15 protein-coding genes are annotated in these 16,329 nt (G+C 62.0%); 6 read left to right on the top strand and 9 right to left on the bottom strand.

Annotated features, from left to right (window positions below; all coding sequences use genetic code 11):
- Positions 1 to 43 precede the first annotated feature (43 nt).
- The 3 genes from G518_RS0120665 to G518_RS0120655 form a co-directional block, all read right to left on the bottom strand.
- A complete protein-coding gene (locus G518_RS0120665; RefSeq protein ID WP_051237151.1) occupies positions 44 to 1,354 on the bottom strand; it encodes an aspartate aminotransferase family protein in 1,311 nt (436 codons plus the stop codon).
- A 53-nt stretch (positions 1,355 to 1,407) separates the two neighbouring features.
- Entirely contained in the window at positions 1,408 to 2,892 is a 1,485-nt protein-coding gene (locus G518_RS0120660) for an amidase (RefSeq protein WP_051237162.1), read from the bottom strand.
- Between the two features lie 82 nt (positions 2,893 to 2,974).
- Positions 2,975 to 3,958: a Bug family tripartite tricarboxylate transporter substrate binding protein gene (locus G518_RS0120655; RefSeq protein ID WP_036595458.1), complete on the bottom strand. Its 984-nt coding sequence runs from the start codon at positions 3,956 to 3,958 to the stop codon at positions 2,975 to 2,977.
- A gap of 162 nt (positions 3,959 to 4,120) precedes the next feature.
- On the opposite strand from G518_RS0120655, the gene G518_RS36120 reads away from it, so the two are divergent.
- Positions 4,121 to 5,080 (top strand): LysR family transcriptional regulator, encoded by a 960-nt coding sequence (locus G518_RS36120; protein ID WP_051237149.1) that lies wholly within the window; start codon positions 4,121 to 4,123, stop codon positions 5,078 to 5,080.
- 155 nt (positions 5,081 to 5,235) lie between these two features.
- Here the strand turns inward: G518_RS36120 and G518_RS38675 are convergent, their stop codons facing one another.
- On the bottom strand, positions 5,236 to 8,481 hold the full coding sequence (locus G518_RS38675; RefSeq protein ID WP_169457978.1) for a Kelch repeat-containing protein: 3,246 nt from the start codon (positions 8,479 to 8,481) through the stop codon (positions 5,236 to 5,238).
- Between the two features lie 221 nt (positions 8,482 to 8,702).
- Here G518_RS38675 and G518_RS0120640 point away from each other — a divergent pair, with 221 nt between their 5' ends.
- Positions 8,703 to 9,821 (top strand): helix-turn-helix transcriptional regulator, encoded by a 1,119-nt coding sequence (locus G518_RS0120640; RefSeq protein ID WP_028604163.1) that lies wholly within the window; start codon positions 8,703 to 8,705, stop codon positions 9,819 to 9,821.
- 50 nt (positions 9,822 to 9,871) lie between these two features.
- On the opposite strand, the gene G518_RS0120635 is transcribed toward G518_RS0120640, so the two are convergent.
- Entirely contained in the window at positions 9,872 to 10,312 is a 441-nt protein-coding gene (locus G518_RS0120635) for a hypothetical protein (RefSeq protein WP_036595456.1), read from the bottom strand.
- Positions 10,313 to 10,433: 121 nt separating this feature from the next.
- On the opposite strand from G518_RS0120635, the gene G518_RS0120630 reads away from it, so the two are divergent.
- On the top strand, positions 10,434 to 11,531 hold the full coding sequence (locus G518_RS0120630; protein ID WP_028604161.1) for a helix-turn-helix transcriptional regulator: 1,098 nt from the start codon (positions 10,434 to 10,436) through the stop codon (positions 11,529 to 11,531).
- A gap of 98 nt (positions 11,532 to 11,629) precedes the next feature.
- Here G518_RS0120630 and G518_RS0120625 read toward each other — a convergent pair whose 3' ends face one another.
- Genes G518_RS0120625 through G518_RS36110 form a run of 4 tightly spaced genes read right to left on the bottom strand, consistent with a single transcriptional unit; the run spans position 11,630 to position 13,834 of the window.
- Positions 11,630 to 12,106: a DUF2269 family protein gene (locus G518_RS0120625; protein ID WP_028604160.1), complete on the bottom strand. Its 477-nt coding sequence runs from the start codon at positions 12,104 to 12,106 to the stop codon at positions 11,630 to 11,632.
- 6 nt (positions 12,107 to 12,112) lie between these two features.
- Positions 12,113 to 12,574: a DoxX-like family protein gene (locus tag G518_RS0120620; RefSeq protein WP_425414298.1), complete on the bottom strand. Its 462-nt coding sequence runs from the start codon at positions 12,572 to 12,574 to the stop codon at positions 12,113 to 12,115.
- A gap of 43 nt (positions 12,575 to 12,617) precedes the next feature.
- A complete protein-coding gene (locus G518_RS0120615; protein WP_051237145.1) occupies positions 12,618 to 13,520 on the bottom strand; it encodes an NAD-dependent epimerase/dehydratase family protein in 903 nt (300 codons plus the stop codon).
- 20 nt (positions 13,521 to 13,540) lie between these two features.
- The gene (locus tag G518_RS36110; protein ID WP_051237143.1) at positions 13,541 to 13,834 is read right to left on the bottom strand and encodes a DCC1-like thiol-disulfide oxidoreductase family protein; all 294 of its coding nucleotides are present in this window, start codon (positions 13,832 to 13,834) and stop codon (positions 13,541 to 13,543) included.
- A 73-nt stretch (positions 13,835 to 13,907) separates the two neighbouring features.
- Here G518_RS36110 and tnpA point away from each other — a divergent pair, with 73 nt between their 5' ends.
- From tnpA to tnpC, 3 genes are read left to right on the top strand one after another with little or no spacing between them, the layout of a single operon-like run.
- A complete protein-coding gene (gene tnpA / locus G518_RS0120605; RefSeq protein WP_028603288.1) occupies positions 13,908 to 14,333 on the top strand; it encodes an IS66-like element accessory protein TnpA in 426 nt (141 codons plus the stop codon).
- Positions 14,309 to 14,659: an IS66 family insertion sequence element accessory protein TnpB gene (gene tnpB, locus G518_RS0120600; protein WP_028603289.1), complete on the top strand. Its 351-nt coding sequence runs from the start codon at positions 14,309 to 14,311 to the stop codon at positions 14,657 to 14,659. Before tnpA ends, tnpB begins: the two co-directional genes overlap by 25 nt.
- A 28-nt stretch (positions 14,660 to 14,687) precedes the next feature.
- Entirely contained in the window at positions 14,688 to 16,271 is a 1,584-nt protein-coding gene (gene tnpC / locus G518_RS0120595; protein WP_036594857.1) for an IS66 family transposase, read from the top strand.
- Positions 16,272 to 16,329 lie beyond the last annotated feature (58 nt).

The raw sequence follows: 16,329 nt of genomic DNA, 5'->3' as shown, positions 1-16,329 counted from the left end.
GCGATGAAAGGGCGGCTTTGCCTGGGCGCGGAAATGCGGCGATTCAGCGTGGCAAGAGATCTGCGTAGGTCGTCAGAAAGCTATGCACAGCCGCTTCGAAGCGGCTGATGGCCTCACCGGTGACCGGCAACGAGAGCACCACCAGTCCGCGTGGTGCCGTATAGATACCGTGCGCCAACAGATGAAAGAAGAGCAGCTGGCGGAGCCGGGGATCGAAGCCTGTGGCGTCTTCCGGGCGTGCGATAGCTTGGGCGGTGAAGTGCGAGTTCATGACCGAACCCACGCCGGTGAACTGCAGCGCTACGCCAGCTTGGGCGCAATGGGCATTGAGCCGCTCGCGCAATGCTTGGCCGCGCGCAGCCAGCTCACCTGCTGCGGATGGAGGGTAGAGCTTGGTCAAGCCCGCCAAGCCTGCAGCCATCGTGACGACGTTGTTGTTGAAGGTGCCCGAATGAGCCAGGGAGCCGGTGCGTGGGTCAAAAATCGCCATGATGTCGGCGCGCCCGCCGAAGGCACCGAACGACATTCCGCCACCAATGTATTTGCCCAAGGTTGTCATGTCTGGCGTGATGCCGTGCTGAGCGGCCAATCCGTGTGGCGCCAGGCGAGAAGTCATGACTTCGTCCATCATCATCAGCGCGCCAGCTTGGGTGGTCAGGCGGCGCAGCGCATGCAGGAATTCCGCCTGCGCTGGAATGCAGCCACCAGCCCCCAGCATGGGTTCCACCAGCACGGCGGCGATCTGTGGGCCTTGTTCTGCAAAGGCCGCTTCTGCCGCCGCCACATCGTTGTATGGCAGCACGATGAAATCGTACGGAACGGTGATGGGGGAGGGCTTGGCGCCAAATGTCAGCACGCCGCCGTGGTACCCACCGGAGAAGACCACAATCTTTGGGCGTTTGGTGAAGTGCACCGCCGCGTTGATGGCCATCAGGTTTGCTTCAGTGCCTGAGTTGGTGAAGCGCAGTTGCTGAACCTGGGGGAAACGCTCGCAGATGAGTTTGGCCAGTTGGCCTTCAAGCAGGTTGTGACCCGTCAGGTTGATGCCGCCTTCCATGGCTGTGAGAACAGCATCGCGGATTTCAGGCGCTGAATGCCCATAGACCCCTGCCGTGTACTCAGCCAGGAAATCGTCATATCGGTGGCCGTCAACGTCCCACAGGGCGGCGCCTTCACCACGTGCGATTGTGAGCGGAAAGGGTGCATAGAACAGAACCGATCTGCTGTTCGCACCCGGCATGAACTGCGCTTGGGCAGAAAACTGGCGCTCGCTGGCAGGGTTGCTGGCGGTGAACTCGGCTTGCAGTTGAGTCAAGCGTGCATCAAGAGTGGAGTCTTCGGTGGTAATGGCCATGGCGCGGGAAGCTTTGGAAAAACGTTGAGAACACCGGGGACGACCGGCGAGGGTTAAACAGCGGATATGGCTTCGTCACCAGCTGAGCCGAACTCATGCCAATTGCCAGGCGGTGGTGCCGTCACGATGGAGTCATGAGGCGGCACCGCTGGCTTCAATCGCGCGAGATCAGGGCGAGGGCGGCGCAAAACTGCATGGGTGGCAAAGGCCTCTTCCATCGCCCGTGCGGCTGACAACAGGGTGAGGTCGCCACGGAAGCGGCCTACGACCTGCAGGCCGAAGGGCATGCCCTTGGCGTCTGTGCCGCAGGGCAGGGAGATTGATGGGTGGGTGGTAAGCGTGGTCACGTAGGTCAGTGCCAGCCAGCGGTAGTAGTTGGCTTGTTCGCGCTCTTGCACTACCCGCGCATGCGGCATGGTCCAGGGGAAGGGCGAAACCGGTGTGGTGGGTGTCAGCAACAGGTCGTAGTCTTTGTAGACAGCTTGAAAGCGCTGCAAGATACGGGTCTGTTCGGTCTGTGCCCAGACGCTGTCCACGAGGCCCATACTGGCACTCATTTCATAGTTGGCGCGTGGATTGGGGCCAAGGCTGTTCGGGTCTTTCTCGTAAGCTTCTTTCATACCGGCCACGAAAGCCTCGGTGCGGAGCACGTCGAAGCAACGGTGCACGTCACCTAGTTCTACACGAACCTCATCGCATCGCGCGAAGAGATGCCGCATAGCGGAGATTTTTTCAGCGAAGGCCACGCGGATATCTGTATCTACGTCGCAGACGCCGAAATCTGTGGTGTATGCCACTCGCAGCTTGCCAAGCTCAGCGGCGGGGAGTTGCAGGAAGGCCATCGGGTCCAGCGGATAGCTGAGCGGATCCCCCGCATGCACACCCGCAGTGGCCGCCAGTTGCAGGCAGGCTTCGTCGACTGTTCGCCCCATGGGGCCCACCACGGAAAGGGCAGACCAGCCCAGTAGCCGGCGTGAACTGGGAACCACACCAGGGGACGGGCGCAGGCCCACCACACCGCAATGGGCAGCGGGAATTCTGAGAGAGCCTCCGGTATCAGAGCCCGTGCACACGGGCAGCATGTCACAGGCTAGCGCTGCGGCGGAACCGCCGGAAGATCCCCCGGCGTTCAGGTTGGGGTTGAAGGGGTTGCCAGTGGCGCCCCATACTGGATTGAACGTGTTGGCACCTGCACCCATTTCCGGCACATTGGTCTTTCCGGCCACAATGCCGCCCGCGCGGCGCAGGCGTGCGACCAGTTCGATGTCCTGCGCCGGCACGTGGCCGCGAAACAGAGGTGATCCGTAGGTTGTCAGCAGGCCGGCGGTGGGTTCCAGATCCTTCACCCCTACCGGCAAGCCGTGCAGCAAGCCTAGGGGCCCGCCTTTCAGTACTGCTTGCTCAGCGGCACGTGCCTCAGCGCGTGCCCTGTCAAAACAGGTGGCGGTGATGGCGTTAACGAGCGGATTGATGGCCTCAATCCGCTCTATGCACGCGTCCAACAGCTCGACAGGAGAGATAGACTTGTCCGCGATCATCTGCCGCAACTCGGCGGCAGAGTGTTCTACGAGCTGCGTAGGGCTTGAAAAATTGCTCACGATGGCTTCGTGCTGGTAGGTATTAATTGCCCTGAATGCCTGCACGTGCGGCCATCGCGCGCATGGCGGGTAGTTCACGTTCGATCTGTGCAGCTGCCTTTGCGCCGCTTACGAAAAGAGCCTCCACGCCTTGCGTTGCGAAACCCTGGCGCACTTGAGGATCTGCAATGGTCTCAGCCAGTGCCTTCTCCAGCTTGGCACGTACTGCAGGTGGCAAGCCTGGAGGTGCGGCCAACATGCCCCAAGAAGTCACATCCAACGGATAGCCGCTTTCTGTGAAGGTGGGAACATCAGGTAATTGTTGCGAGCGCTTGGCAGAGGTGACAGCGATGGCTTTGACCTTGCCTCCTTTGAGTTGTGGCAAGGCTGCAGTGACCGTATCCATAGAGAAGCTGACCTGACCGCCGATCAAATCGGTCATGGCGGGCGCACTGCCTTTGTAAGGAACGTGAAGCATCTTGGCACCCATCGTTCCGAGCATCATTTCAGCCGCGAAATGGGCGGCGGTTCCGTTGCCAAACGAAGCGTAGGAGTATTTCGTCGGGTTGGCTTTGAGTTCCGCGACCAAGCCTTTCACATCATTAACAGGCGTGTTTGCATTGGCCAGCAGCACCATGGCCACGTTGCTTCCCATGCCGATAGGCTCAAAGCCTTTAACGGGGTCGTACGAGAGGTTGGTGCTGATGGCGGGATTGAACGTAAAGGTGGAAGCACTGGTCCAGATCAACGTGTAGCCATCAGGGCGCGATTTGGACACAAAGCTTGCACCAATGGCCGTACCGGCACCAGGGCGGTTGTCCACCACGACGTTCTGGCCGAGTTTCTCGCCAAGCTTCAGCGCCAGGATGCGCCCTTGCGCATCTCCGCCACCGCCAGCCGGGTAGGGCACTACCAGCGTAATTGGTCGATTCGGAAAATTGTCTTGCGCCACTGCAGGCGCAGCAAGTAAGCCGAGACCAAGAGTGGTGACGCAAAGGCCGGCTATGGAGTGCAGTGTCAGTCTCATGGAGTTCTTGGGCGTGGGTTACGGTTAAAGGGCTGACGGTGCCGTTTTTTCAGAAAAATCCAGCCCGCTATGCGAAATGTAGGGAACGTTACTACCCCCAGCAATATCAATATTTAGAATTTATCGTTGCGAATTTCGCAAAGCTCTCGATGAAAGTCCTCTATGCCCAAGACATTGAACAACCGCGTTCTCCAGGAATCTGCGCTACGACACTTCCTGGCGGTGGTTCGCCATGGCTCGGTTTCCGAAGCGGCGAACCGCCTTGGGGTCGCGCCTTCAGCCGTCAGCCGGCATATCGCACGGCTGGAGAGTGAGCTCGATACGCTGCTCTTCGAGCGGCGTGCGCGTGGCATGGTCCCCAACGCTGCCGGCGAGCTGCTGGCGGTGCATGCCAAGCGCGCCTGGCAAGAAATCGAACGCGTGGCGGACGACATCAAGGGCTTGCGAGGCTTGAGGATGGGCACCGTGCGAATCGCGAGCACCGAAGGTTTTGCGAATGAATTCATTCCGCCTCTGGCGGCTGAATTTCGCCGTAACTACAGCGGGATCAGCTTTTCGTTGAAGGTGAGTACACAGGCAAAAATTGTTCAGATGGTGCGAGAGGGCGAGGTAGACATCGGCATTTCACTCGGCCTGTCATCTGAACGCGGTATCAACGTCGAATTTCGTCACCCCTCTCCTATCTTGGCCGTCGTTGGAATGGAACACCCCCTTGCCAAGAAGCGAGAGCTGTCATTGGCTCAGGTCGTCGCGTATCCGGTAGCGCTACCTCCTCATTTCACGACGCTCAGGCAATTGCTGGACATCAGCTTCAGCCGTCAGGGCTTGCACTGCGAACCTGTATTTGCCTGTGATCATCTTGGTCCACTAGTCAGATTCGCAGCATCAGGTGGCGGCGTGACCTTCTGCGGCATGGAAGCGCTGAAAGGGCTGCTTGAAAGCAAGGACGTGGCGGCTATCGCGCTGCGTGACCGTGAGATGAACGAGCGCCATTTCGAAGTGCAGACTATGGCAGGCCGAACTCTTCCCGCGGCCTGTAGAGCTTTCCTTGATCACATGGGCTCTGTGCTTGGTGCCCACTCGCCTGCGCAAGTCGCCCGGAAACGATCATCCAGAGCGTGATCCCACTCAATGCGCGAACCTCAACCGGGTTGGGCGTACCCCGCGAGGGGGCATTTAGTGTGAACACGCACTGATCTTCCGATGAAGTCCTGAAGCGGAGGGTGCGGGCGCCGTTTCAGGTGGCAGCGTAGTTCGCAATCCAGTGCCTGTACATGTCAGTTGACCGGGGTGGACTCGTTACTGGCCGGTTGTTTTGTTTTGCGCCGCAAACGCAAAGCGCCCAATGCAGCAGCACCCAGGCCGAGCAGGGCGATGGCGGGCGCGCCCAACGCGGGTACGGGCACCAGGCCGGTCGGCTCCGGATCTGGGCCAGGCCCAGCCGCTAAAGGCGTGACCGGAGCCGAAGGCAACGAGTCGCGGGTTAGCTCTGCGGCGTGGGCGCGCACCACGAAAGTGTAGGCCGTGCCATTGTTCAGCCCAGTCACCGTGCATGTGGTGGCGGGCGCTTGCACCAGGCCGCAGCCGAGTTGGCTTGGCGACGAAACCACGGTGTAGTGTGTGGGTGCCACGCTGCCTGGTTGCTGGGCAGGCGCTTGCCAGCGCAGGGCGATGCGGCTGTTGCCGGCGGTGCCCACCACGCTCGTGGGTGCGCCTAGTACCGGGGTCACAGGGCCGTTGGGGGTGACGGGAGCTGTGGGGGCACTGGTGGCTGTGGCGCCGCCAGCCGATGTGGCGATGACGATAAAGGTGTAGGGCGTGCCGTTGGTAAGGCCCTGGATGGTGCAGGTGCTCGCGGGCGCAGCCGCCGTGCAACTGTGCCCTCGTGTGTTGTCGGTCACGGTATAGCTGGCCACCGCCGGGGTGCCTGTGGGCTCTTGCCAAGTGATAGTGGCTTGGCTGTTGCCGGGCTGGGCACTGGCTTCGGTGGGGGCGCCAGGTGGCAAGAAATTGGTGATGTTGAATGCGTACGGAGTGGATACCATGCCGCCCGTGTAAACACGTGCCTGGTACTGCCCTGCAGGTAGGCTGGCGGGGAGTGGCACAGATGTGAAGGTGCTGACCGTGGCCACGGCACCGGTACTGGGCAGCAACCAGTGCACGGAACCGCCGTCCATGCGCTGCACGGTCAGAATGGGCACTTGGCTGGTGGCCTGGGCCGTGGAGCCGCTGGCGGCCTCGGTTTCGTCGATGAATGCCGCTCCCGTGAGCGCCAGCGGCGCCCCTGCTTCGACGGTGGCGGGGCCACCGGTGATGGCAGGGCGGACACGATTGGCGGCTATGGTCGGGCGTGGGTCGACAAGCCAGGTGCTGGTGGCGGCGGGTGCAACGCTGTAGCCACCTGCTACCAGCACACGGCCATCCGGGAGCAGGGCTGCGGTGTGGTCTTCGATGGCGCTAGGGGTTGTGCCCACGTCGGCACACACCAGCGCGGCAGGTTTGCACAGCGTGATGATATTGACGTAGGCGTAGGTGTTCGTATCCCGCCCACCTACCAACATGACTTGGCCAGTGGGCAACAGCGTGGCGCTGTGCTGGCTGGAGCCGTTGCCCCGGCGAGTACCGCCTGTGAGCATTTGCGTGGTTCCGGTGCCGGGGTCGTACAGGTGGTTGTCGCCCCCGCCGCCTGTAATCAGTACTTGGCCACTTGGCAGCAACGTGGCGCTGTGGCCACTGCGCGGGCCGGCCAGAGGGCCTGGCCCAGGCTGCCAAGTTGCTGTGGCGGGGTCGTATATCTCGACGCTGCTCAATGTGGTTACACCGTCACCGCCTCTACCCCCCGCTACCATCACACGGCCATCGGCCAATAGCGTGGCGCTATGGCGACTGCGCCAGCCTGACAAGGCGGTTGTGGGCACCCAATCGTTGCTGGCGGGTCGGTAGATGTCGGCCAGGCGGCCGGATGTGCGGCCACCAGCTACCAACACGTTGCCACCGGGCAGCAGCGTGGCGGTGTGCCCCCAGCGACGCTGAGGGCCGGTGGCGGCACGGCTCCAGGTGCCTGTGACGGGGTTGTACAGGTCGGCTTCGTAGACACCGTTTCCGACGCTGCCTGGTTGGCCACCTGTGAGCAGCACGCGGCCATCGGCCAGCAGGGTTTGGGCGCCGTCGATGCGGCCATTCATGAAGGGCTCGCCCGCACTGGTCCAGGTGTTGGTCGTGGGGTAGTAGCGCTGGGCGGGCATGGGGCCCACACCGGGGGCGGGGCGTGTGCCGCCAGTGACGAGCACGCTACCATCTGCCAGCACGGTGGAAAGACGCCACGACGCACCCGCCAGCCCGCCTGCGTTGGTGACGGCGGGTTGGGGCTGAGGCGCGTAGTGCTGGCTGCTCCCCAGCGCGGTGCCGGTGGAATCGGCGCCGCCTGTGATCAGCACCTGGCCGTTGGGTAGCAATAGTGCGTGGTGGCTGTGGCGCGCTTGTAGCGCCAAGGTGGTGGGCGCGGGGGCCATGGCGTTGCCATCGGGTGAAAGCACTTCGGCGGTGCCTATGGCGGCGCCACCTGCTCCCCGGCCTCCGGCCAGCAGCACGCGTCCATCAGGCAACAACGTGGCGCTGTGGCGGCCACGTGCAGTGATGAGCAACGGGCCGGGCGTCCAGTTGCTGGTGGCGGGGTGAAAAAAATGGCTGGTAGGTAGCGATTCGCCATTGATGTCTACTCCGCCCGCCACGAATACGCGGCCATCGGGTAACAAGGTGGCGCTGTGCAGCGTGCGGTGGTGGCCTGCGGGTAGCGGTACGCTGGTCCAACTACCGTCGCTCTCGCGCAGGTAGGCGTCAAGGGTGGGGACTTCGTGGTTGCTTTCGCCGCCCACGACGAGCACGCGGCCGTCACGCAGCAGCGTGGTTGTGTGATCGCGTTTGCCAAAGCTGCTGCCAGGCAAGGAAGGGGCGCTGCCCCAGGTGCGGGTGGCGGGGTCGTAAAGCTCGGTGCTGGCTAGTGCCGCCTGGCCCGCGATGCCTTGGCCGCCCACTACGAGAACTTGCCCATTGGGCAGCACCGTGGCCGTGTGGCGCGCGCGCCGCAGCATGGGGGTATTGGCGGTTTCGGTGAAACCGCCGATGCCCGGGGCGCCAGCGCGCGGGTCAAAGATAACGCCGGACTGCGCCAGGGGTATCTGCCCGCCGCTGCTCGTGATGCCACCCACTATCAGCACGGTGCCATTGGGAAGTGGCGTGGCAGTATGGCCGCGGCGCGCTTGCGCCAGATCAGGGCCTGCGCGCCATTGGCCCGTGGCGGGGTTGTACAAAAGGGTGGTGGCATGCGTAGGCGTATTTGCCAGGTGGGCACTACCCCCGGCCACCAGCACCTGGCCGTTGGCCAGCACAGTGGCAGTGTGCTGGGCCCGGGCCTCGGGCAATGGGGCTGCGTTTTCCCACTGCGCGTGGGCGGTGGATGTGGCGATGAGCAGCGAGCTGATCAGTGCTGCCAGGGTCAGGCAGGACTTGGGGACTACGGTCATGGTGAGAACATTTTCTGAATGAAATTGGCCTCTAGCGCTCATCTGTAAAGTGCTTGAAGCTATCTACTAAGTAGTAAAAATGGCATGAATCAAATGCCCGGCGCACAAGGTACCCACGATTGCCCGCGTGCGCCCCACCCGGGCGGGGTAGGTGTTGCACAGGGTCTGCAAGCTGTAGAAGCCGCGTTGACGCGAGCAGAAGCAGCTTTTAGATTTCGGCCATGCCTGCCTCACGCTCGCCTCGCCAACCCAATCGCCATGCACTTGCACGCCTGCATCGCATGGCCAGCCTTGACGTGGGTGGCGTGCGGCTCATCGAGCCGCTGCTGGCCGAGTTGGGCCAAGTCGTGCGCTTTGACTTTGGCGGCTTGCTTTACCCCGGCAGCGATGGTGCGGTGGCGGCGTATGTGCAAGACGGTCCGCTACTGGATGTGGTGGCCGAGAGCTTCGATCCGCGCATCTTGCAAAGCGAGCGCGAGGTACTGGGTCGCAGCTCGCACGATCTGGCGGGCGCGGTGGCGCACGAATACGGTCCCAAGCTGCTTCGCGAACTGATTCAGGTGCCCATGCGTGAATTTCAGCGCAGCGATTTCTTCAATGTGGTTGCTCGCCCCGGTGAAGGCATGGAGTACCTGAAGCTGACGTTGCGCACACCGCAAGGGGTGGGTGTGGGCACGCTATTTTTGTTCCGCGAGGCTGCGTCGCCCTTGTTCACGCCGAACGACGTGGCGCATCTGGCGCGACTGGAGCCTCACCTGGCGCGCATTCTGCAAAGCGGCGAGTACGACTCGGACCACTACGAAGTCCATAGTGAAGGCATGCTGGTGGTCACGCCAGCAGGTCATCCGCTTTGGCTATCGCCAGAGGCTGAGCCGCTGCTGGTCATGGCCTTTGGTTGGCGGTGGCGCTGGCGGCACGGCGCTGGGCTACCCCCCGCGTTGCTGGAACTGCTACGGCGCTTGGACGCTACGGACCTCCTGGAAGTGCCCGCCCTGGAACTGCAAACTCCGCAGGGATGGTTTTCGGTGCGCGCTACGCGCATGGCCGCGGCAGAGAGCCCACACGGCCCCCAGGCGGTGGCACTGCACATCACCCGCCGTGTGGCGCGCGGAGCGCGCCTGCTTGCGGCGCTGCTGGCGCTGGATCTACCCCAGCGCCAGCATGAACTGGCCTGGTGGTTGGCACGCGGATTGTCAGAAACCCAGACCGCCCAGCGCATGGGCATCAGCATCCACACTGCGGTCTACCATCGACGCCAGCTTTACAACCGGCTAGGGGTTATGCAACGGCAAGAGTTACTTGGAAAGCTACGTCAGGGCATGCTCAAGCCGCACACCTAGCGATTGGCACTAAGGCGTTTTCCCCAACGCCCTAGCCCGCCACGGTAGCGCTACTTCTTGCGCCGGGCGCGCATCACCTCGATATTCGCGCGCTGCTCGGGCGTCAAGGAAGCTGCAGCCCGCGGGTCAGCGCTCTTTTCCACTGCTAAATACATGCCGGCATGCAGAGCCGCGAGCCCCGCGGAGACATATTCGGTGCTGGACAGTTTTTGTCGCGCCAGTGCCGCGCGTATGTGCGGTTGCGCATCTAGCTTGCGCGCGATGTCCTGCACTGATTCGGCGTCGGCATCATCGTTGTCATCGTTTTGTTTGTTGGCCGCACCAGATTGTTTTAGCTCGGCTTCCACCGCGTTCATACGTTCGAGCAGGGCGGGGGTAAGGCGAAAGCGAGCCGGGTCCGTGCCATTGGCAGCCCAGGCATGGCCCGCCATCAAGAGGCCCGCAGCACTGACCAGGATGAAAAGCGAACGCGATAGAGCCGAGATATTCATGGAGGAGAAGCCTTCAGGATTGGAAATCGACCAGCCTAGCCGGCAATGCTATTTCGTACCCCACCCGGCCGGGGTAGGCCGTGGTGGAACATGGGGGTGACAATGGATTACGATGCGCCGCATGCCTGCGCTTTCCGTTCTTCCCCAAGCACTTGCACGCCTGCACTCGATGGCGTGTCTGGCCGGGGGTGGTCCGCATCACATCGTCCCTCTGCTGGAAAGCCTGCGTCCATATATCGGCTTCGACGCTGGCGCTTACGTTCATCCCGGTGTCGATGGCGGCGGCGAAGGCACGCTGGAAACCTATATGGAAAACCCGGCTCTGCAGGCTGCGATGGTGGACTACTTCGACCCGCGCATGTTGCGAGATGAGCACCGCTTGTTCCAACGCAGCCTGCGCCAATTTGGCGAAGCTGTGCGCCATGAACATGGCCCGCATCAACTGGAACAGTTGCTGAGAGTGCCCTATGCGGAGCTACTGCGCAGTGATTTTTTTAACGTACTGCTGCGTCCGGCAGATGTGGCGCACTGGGCTAGCTTGGTGCTGCGCACACCGCAAGGCAGGGGCATTGGTACCCTCATCCTTTACCGCCATACGGGCTCACGCCCTTTCGAGCAGGAAGAGGTGGCCGCACTAGCGCCGCTCGAAGCCAGTCTGGCGGGCATCCTTCAGCCCAGCGAACTCGAGGCCAAAGACAGCGAAGTGCATGCCCAAGGCCTGCTGATCGCCACGCTGCAGGGCCAGCCTTTGTGGATATCGCCTGAGTCCGAAGCGCTGATGCCACTGGCTTTTGGCTGGCGCTGGCGGCGCGGAGCCGAATTGCCTCCTGCGCTGCAAGGATTGCTGCGCAGGCTCGTGTCACAAGACAGCACGACACTGCAGCCGCCGCAGCTTGAATTGCGCAATAGTCAGGGATGGTTTTCGCTGAGGGCTACGCGCCTGGCTGCCGCGCATGGTGCGGATGATGCCGCGGCGATACACATCACGCAACGCGTGTCACGTGGTACGCGCCTGCTGCAGGCACTGAAGAGGTTGCGCCTGCCCCAGCGCCAGCACGAGCTGGCCTGGTGGCTGGCATATGGTATGTCCGAACCGCAGATCGCCGCTCGCATGGACATCAGTATCAACACTGTCGTTTACCACCGCAGGCAGCTCTACAACCGGTTGGGCGTGATGGGACGGGATGAGTTTTTGTCACAGCTTGGGTGGGTGAGCTGAGCTTGGAGTTCGTGGACGTGAATTGAACGTAGGCTTGAGAGCTCGGACCAGGAGGAGGCTGCGGGAGCTCGGTCGAGGCGCCCTTGCGACCAGTATTTTTAACCCCACAGCGCAGGTTTGTTCACCATCAGCGCGTATAAAGCCATCATCGCAATAAACGCGGGGTAGCCCAGAATCTCCCACCTGCGTGCAAGCTGCAAATAGGCTGGAGGCATTGGCGTGTTTTGTGCGGCAGCCGTGCCTGCAATCCGGGCCATCCGAATTTGCATCAACACAACAGGCACCCAGCATGTGCCCGCGAAAAGATACAGGGCCATTGAAAGCAGCAGCCACGGAGTGTGCCAAGGCCAGCCGGCCATGTACATCATCGCGAATCCAGACAAGGGCTGAATGATCATGGCCGGAGTGGTGAACCACCAGTCAGCGCGCACAACCAGGCGGCTTACGACAGCTTGAGCCTGCACGGAGCCGCTGCGGTTGGCAAAGAACATGTAAAAGGCCGAGCCGAAGCCGGTTCCCACCAACAGCACGCTGGAGAGAATGTGAACGGTCTTGAGGAGAAGATAGGTGTTCATTGCAGATTACTTTCTCTCGTGTGTGGGTTGCATCAGCATCAGCAGCGCGGCGGCGATGGGCAGGTTCTTACTCAGAGGCCCCAGCGGATGCAACCAAAGGCTGGGCAAGATGGCGGTCGCCATCAGGGTCATGATCGCCATGCCGGCGAGGGCTACGGCATAGGCCATTCGGGATGGACGCAGCCAGAGCCAGAGGCCGATCAGAAGATCCATTGCGGCGCCTCCGCCAATCAACCAGTCCTGCAAACGTCCCACCGGAATGCCCGCAGCAAGCAGCAACTCGCTGCTTTGCCCTTGCCATTGGTGCACGCTGACCACCGCAGTAAGCAGCCATACGAACACCAGACTCCAATGCAGCCAGCGCAGAGAAGGTGGCAAGCCGCTTCCCATGCTGTGAGCCAGACGGCTGTTCATCTCTGCGGGTCGTGTCTGGCCTGCATCTCCATTTCCAAGTATGTCGTGATTCATGATGGACTCCGTCACGTTTGGCGTTTGACGATTCGGTATTCGCTTAGTGATGCGCTTTGATATGTCTCAGCATTTGCTCTATAGCCACTGGATCACGCCCCAGCCAGGTGCGAAGCAATGCCGGATTGCAGCAGTTGTCATGAGAGGTCAGAACAAGGGATGCGCTGCACCAGGGAGATACCGGTATGGCATCGCCGAGCCGGGCGCTCGCGTGGCTTATCCAATCGGGCAGGGTGCCCACTAGCGCAGACCTCAGGCCGCGCTGAAGCCGCAGAGCGGCAATCATCGCAGCCATACTTAGCTTTTGCTGTCCGCCCAGTTCCACTGTTCCGGTATGACCAGATTCCAGCAGTCGAACCATGGCTTGCGTCAGGTCTCCTACAAACAGCGGCTGGATCAGTTGCTCGAACATAGGCCGGGGCAGCGCGAGTACGGGCAATTGGGAGAGCCGCATGAACAACTGCGTGCTAGCACCGCCAAAACCCAGCACAATGCTGGGGCGCACGATGACGCCATCAAGCTGCCCAGCCGCAGTCAAGGCTTGCAGGTGCTGGTCTGCGGCACGCTTGGTACGTGCATAGGCCGTTTCATTGCCATCTATGCCCAAAGCTGAGAGTTGCATCACTCGGCGGATGCCTGACTCCGCACAAGCCTTGAACAAGGCCATCGGCGCCTGGGCGTGAATGCTCTCCAGTGGTGCCTGGGTGCTGCCGCGCAGATGTCCCACGGCATTGATCACCGCGTCTATCCCTTGCAGGTGGGGCAACCAATCGCTTGCGGTACGCAGGTTTGCATAATCCAGCGGAGGTTGGCTGCTGCGGCTGGCGGAGCGTACGCACCAACCTTGCGTTTTCAGGCTTTGGGCTAACGCCCGTCCAATGAAGCCCTGCGCGCCGCACAGCAGTACCGTGCGGGATGAGGCGGGAGACGTGGAGGTGTTTGGCATGATGGCTCTTTCAAGCAGGTTCAGCTCCGGATATCGTGATCGTCCAGTTCACAGTGCTCCTGAGTGCATCGTGCACTGCGTCGTGCAGCGCGTTCAGCAGCTCGACGCGCAGCAGATTCAAAAATCCACGCGATAGGCCACTGTGGCATGCGGTAGCGATTGCGCGCGACCACGGGGTAGAGGCTGTTCGCCAGCGGGCGCACCACGGGCAAATTGAAGAAACGATGCACCCACGCCCAGCCAACGCCCTCATAAGCGCGAGTGAGGCACTCAACGCCAATGAAAATCTGCCCTTGCGCATCGTAAGCGGTCAATAAACCCCGCCCTTGAACAGAGGCTTGTGACCTGAGAGCCTACGTTCCCACATAGACCAACGTGGGAACGTAGATGACAGACGAATTGAGTGAGCTCAGGCGCCGACTGGTGGTGGGACGCAAGAGCGACGGGCGCAGCGTGTACGACGAAGGGGCGAAGGCTGAGCTGGTGGCCTTGTGTCGACAGCCAGGAGCATCAGTTTCTCGCCTTGCGCGGGAGTGCGGCGTGAATGCCAACCAGGTCAGCCGCTGGCTTCGTGAACATGAACGCGATGCCCGTGCGCGGCATTCGGTGGCCAACGTGGCCCCAACGGCGGCGGCGTTTGTGCCAGTTGCATTGCCACCGGTATCGATGCCTGCGCCTGCGCCTGTGATGGACATGCAGGCACGTTTGCCCAATGGCGTGGTGATCGACATGCGTGGTCTGGACCTGAGCAACGTTGGCGAAGTGATTCGAGTCTTGGGGAGCTTGCGGTGTTCCGCTTTGACGAAGGCATGAAGGTCTACCTGCACCGCGAACCGGTGGACTTTCGGCTCAACATCAATGGCCTGGCTGTGTTGGTGGAGCAGGCGCTCGGTCTGAATCCGTTTGCCTCGTGCGTGTATGTGTTCAGCAACCGTCGGCGCGACCGTATCAAGATTCTGGGGTGGGAGCGCAACGGCTTTTGGCTGTTGCTCAAGCGGCTGGAGAAGGACCGGTTCATCTGGCCATCGGCACAGGCCGTGCCCACGCTGACCATCGAGCAGTTGCACTGGCTGCTGGAGGGCATCGACATCGAGGTGGTGCAACGCCACCCCCATCTGCGCTACACCAGCGTGGCTTGACCCAATGGTGAAGGAACGATGATGGGGCATGCAGATCCAAGTTGGCGTGTCATCGCTTGTCTCCATCACCGCTGAAGAACTGAGCGCCCTCATCGCCGAACGTGATGCGCTTGCCGGCGCGCTGCGGGTGGCCACCACCGAGCGGGATTTGGCGCTGGAGCGGCTCAAAGCGTTTCAACGCCAACTGTTCGCCGCCAAGAGTGAGGCGCGCAGCACCGACCAGAAGGACTTGTTTCTCAACGAGGCCGAGGCACTCGCGCCCACCGTGCAGACGCTGCCGGCACAGACCGATGAAGAGGCATCGACACCGGTGGCAGGCCACCAGCGCAAGAAGCGTGGGCGCAAGCCGCTGGACCCCGCACTGCCACGTGAGGTCGTGCGTCACGAGTTGCCCGAGGCCGAGCGCGTGTGCGCCCATGATGGGCACACGCTGGTGGAGATTGGCGCGGAGGTCAGTGAGCAACTCGACGTCATCCCCGAACAGGTGCGCGTTCTGCAGCACCACCGTATCAAGTACGCCTGTCCTTGCTGCGATCAGAGTTTGAAGGTCGCACCGACGCCGGCGCGCGTCATCCCGCGCGGGCTACTCACTGAAGCTGCGCAGGCCTGGGTCATCACCGGCAAGTACCAGTTCGGCATGCCGCTGTACCGCACGGCCGCGTTGCTGCGCCGCTTTGGCGGCGATATCGCGAGCAACACCCTGGCCGCCGGCGTTGTGCGCATCGGCCAGGCCGTGCAACCCGTGATCAATCTGCTGCGCGACCACCTGCTCGACTCGGACCTGATCTATGGCGACGAGACCACGGTCCAGGTGCTCAAGGAGCCCGGTCGCAAGGCGCAGACCAAAAGCTACATGTGGGCGCAGATGAATGGCCCCGGCACCGGGCCACCGGTGCGGCTGTTCGCCTATGCCCCAGGCCGAGGTGAGGTGCATGCCAAGAAGCTGTATGCGGGTATCCGGCCTGGAACCACGCTCGTGAGCGATGGTTACCAAGTCTATGACGGCATCGCCGCAGACCATGGATTGACGCATCTGGGGTGTTGGGTGCACGCACGTCGACCTTTCATCAAGGCAGAGGAGGCCATACCGAAGGCGGCGCGTTCGCCCGATCAGGTTGCCACCCGTTTCGTGCAACTCATCGGCAAGCTATACCGGGCGGAGTCACTGGCCCGGGATTGGAAGCCTGCACGTCGGTTACGCCTGCGCTCGCGCTACAGCGCCCCTGTCGTGCGAGAGATCGAACGCTTGCTTCTCGCGAACTTGCACAGCGTGACTCCCTCAAGTCTGCTGGGCGAGGCACTGCACTACTTGCACGGGCAGTGGCCCAAGCTCATTCGGTTCCTGGACAACGGCGCCTGGCCACTCGATTCCAACCCGGTGGAGAACGCCATCCGGCCCTTCGTGGTGGGGCGGCGCTCCTGGTTGTTCGCCGACACGGTGGGGGGCGCCAATGCCAGCGCCAATCTGTACTCGCTCATCGAGACGGCCAAGGCCAACAACATTGAGCCCTCCCGTTACCTCGCCGCGCTGTTCAAGAAGCTTCCATTGGCCCAGACCGTCGATGACTATGAAGCCCTTCTGCCTTGGAACATCGTCCTCGGCGCACCGTGAACCGCGCACGGTACACATCCCTCAAACAGCACAAGGGCGGGGTTTATTGACCGCTTAC

The sequence above is a fragment of the Ottowia thiooxydans DSM 14619 genome (genome assembly GCF_000422885.1).
Classification (GTDB): domain Bacteria; phylum Pseudomonadota; class Gammaproteobacteria; order Burkholderiales; family Burkholderiaceae_C; genus Ottowia; species Ottowia thiooxydans.
Note: the sequence above shows the minus strand (reverse complement) of the source record. Positions and strands in the feature narration are given on the sequence as shown.

Bases quoted from the DNA above. Each gene is read 5' to 3' on its own strand.
- G518_RS0120630 (WP_028604161.1), top strand. From the start codon at position 10,434: ATGCCTGCGCTTTCCGTTCTTCCCCAAGCACTTGCACGCCTGCACTCG.
- G518_RS0120655 (WP_036595458.1), bottom strand. From the start codon at position 3,958: ATGAGACTGACACTGCACTCCATAGCCGGCCTTTGCGTCACCACTCTT.
- G518_RS0120620 (WP_425414298.1), bottom strand. From the start codon at position 12,574: ATGAATCACGACATACTTGGAAATGGAGATGCAGGCCAGACACGACCC.
- G518_RS0120665 (WP_051237151.1), bottom strand. From the start codon at position 1,354: ATGGCCATTACCACCGAAGACTCCACTCTTGATGCACGCTTGACTCAA.
- G518_RS38675 (WP_169457978.1), bottom strand. From the start codon at position 8,481: ATGACCGTAGTCCCCAAGTCCTGCCTGACCCTGGCAGCACTGATCAGC.
- G518_RS0120640 (WP_028604163.1), top strand. From the start codon at position 8,703: ATGCCTGCCTCACGCTCGCCTCGCCAACCCAATCGCCATGCACTTGCA.
- tnpA (WP_028603288.1), top strand. From the start codon at position 13,908: ATGACAGACGAATTGAGTGAGCTCAGGCGCCGACTGGTGGTGGGACGC.
- G518_RS0120635 (WP_036595456.1), bottom strand. From the start codon at position 10,312: ATGAATATCTCGGCTCTATCGCGTTCGCTTTTCATCCTGGTCAGTGCT.
- G518_RS36120 (WP_051237149.1), top strand. From the start codon at position 4,121: ATGCCCAAGACATTGAACAACCGCGTTCTCCAGGAATCTGCGCTACGA.
- G518_RS0120615 (WP_051237145.1), bottom strand. From the start codon at position 13,520: ATGCCAAACACCTCCACGTCTCCCGCCTCATCCCGCACGGTACTGCTG.
- G518_RS0120660 (WP_051237162.1), bottom strand. From the start codon at position 2,892: ATGATCGCGGACAAGTCTATCTCTCCTGTCGAGCTGTTGGACGCGTGC.
- G518_RS0120625 (WP_028604160.1), bottom strand. From the start codon at position 12,106: ATGAACACCTATCTTCTCCTCAAGACCGTTCACATTCTCTCCAGCGTG.
- tnpC (WP_036594857.1), top strand. From the start codon at position 14,688: ATGCAGATCCAAGTTGGCGTGTCATCGCTTGTCTCCATCACCGCTGAA.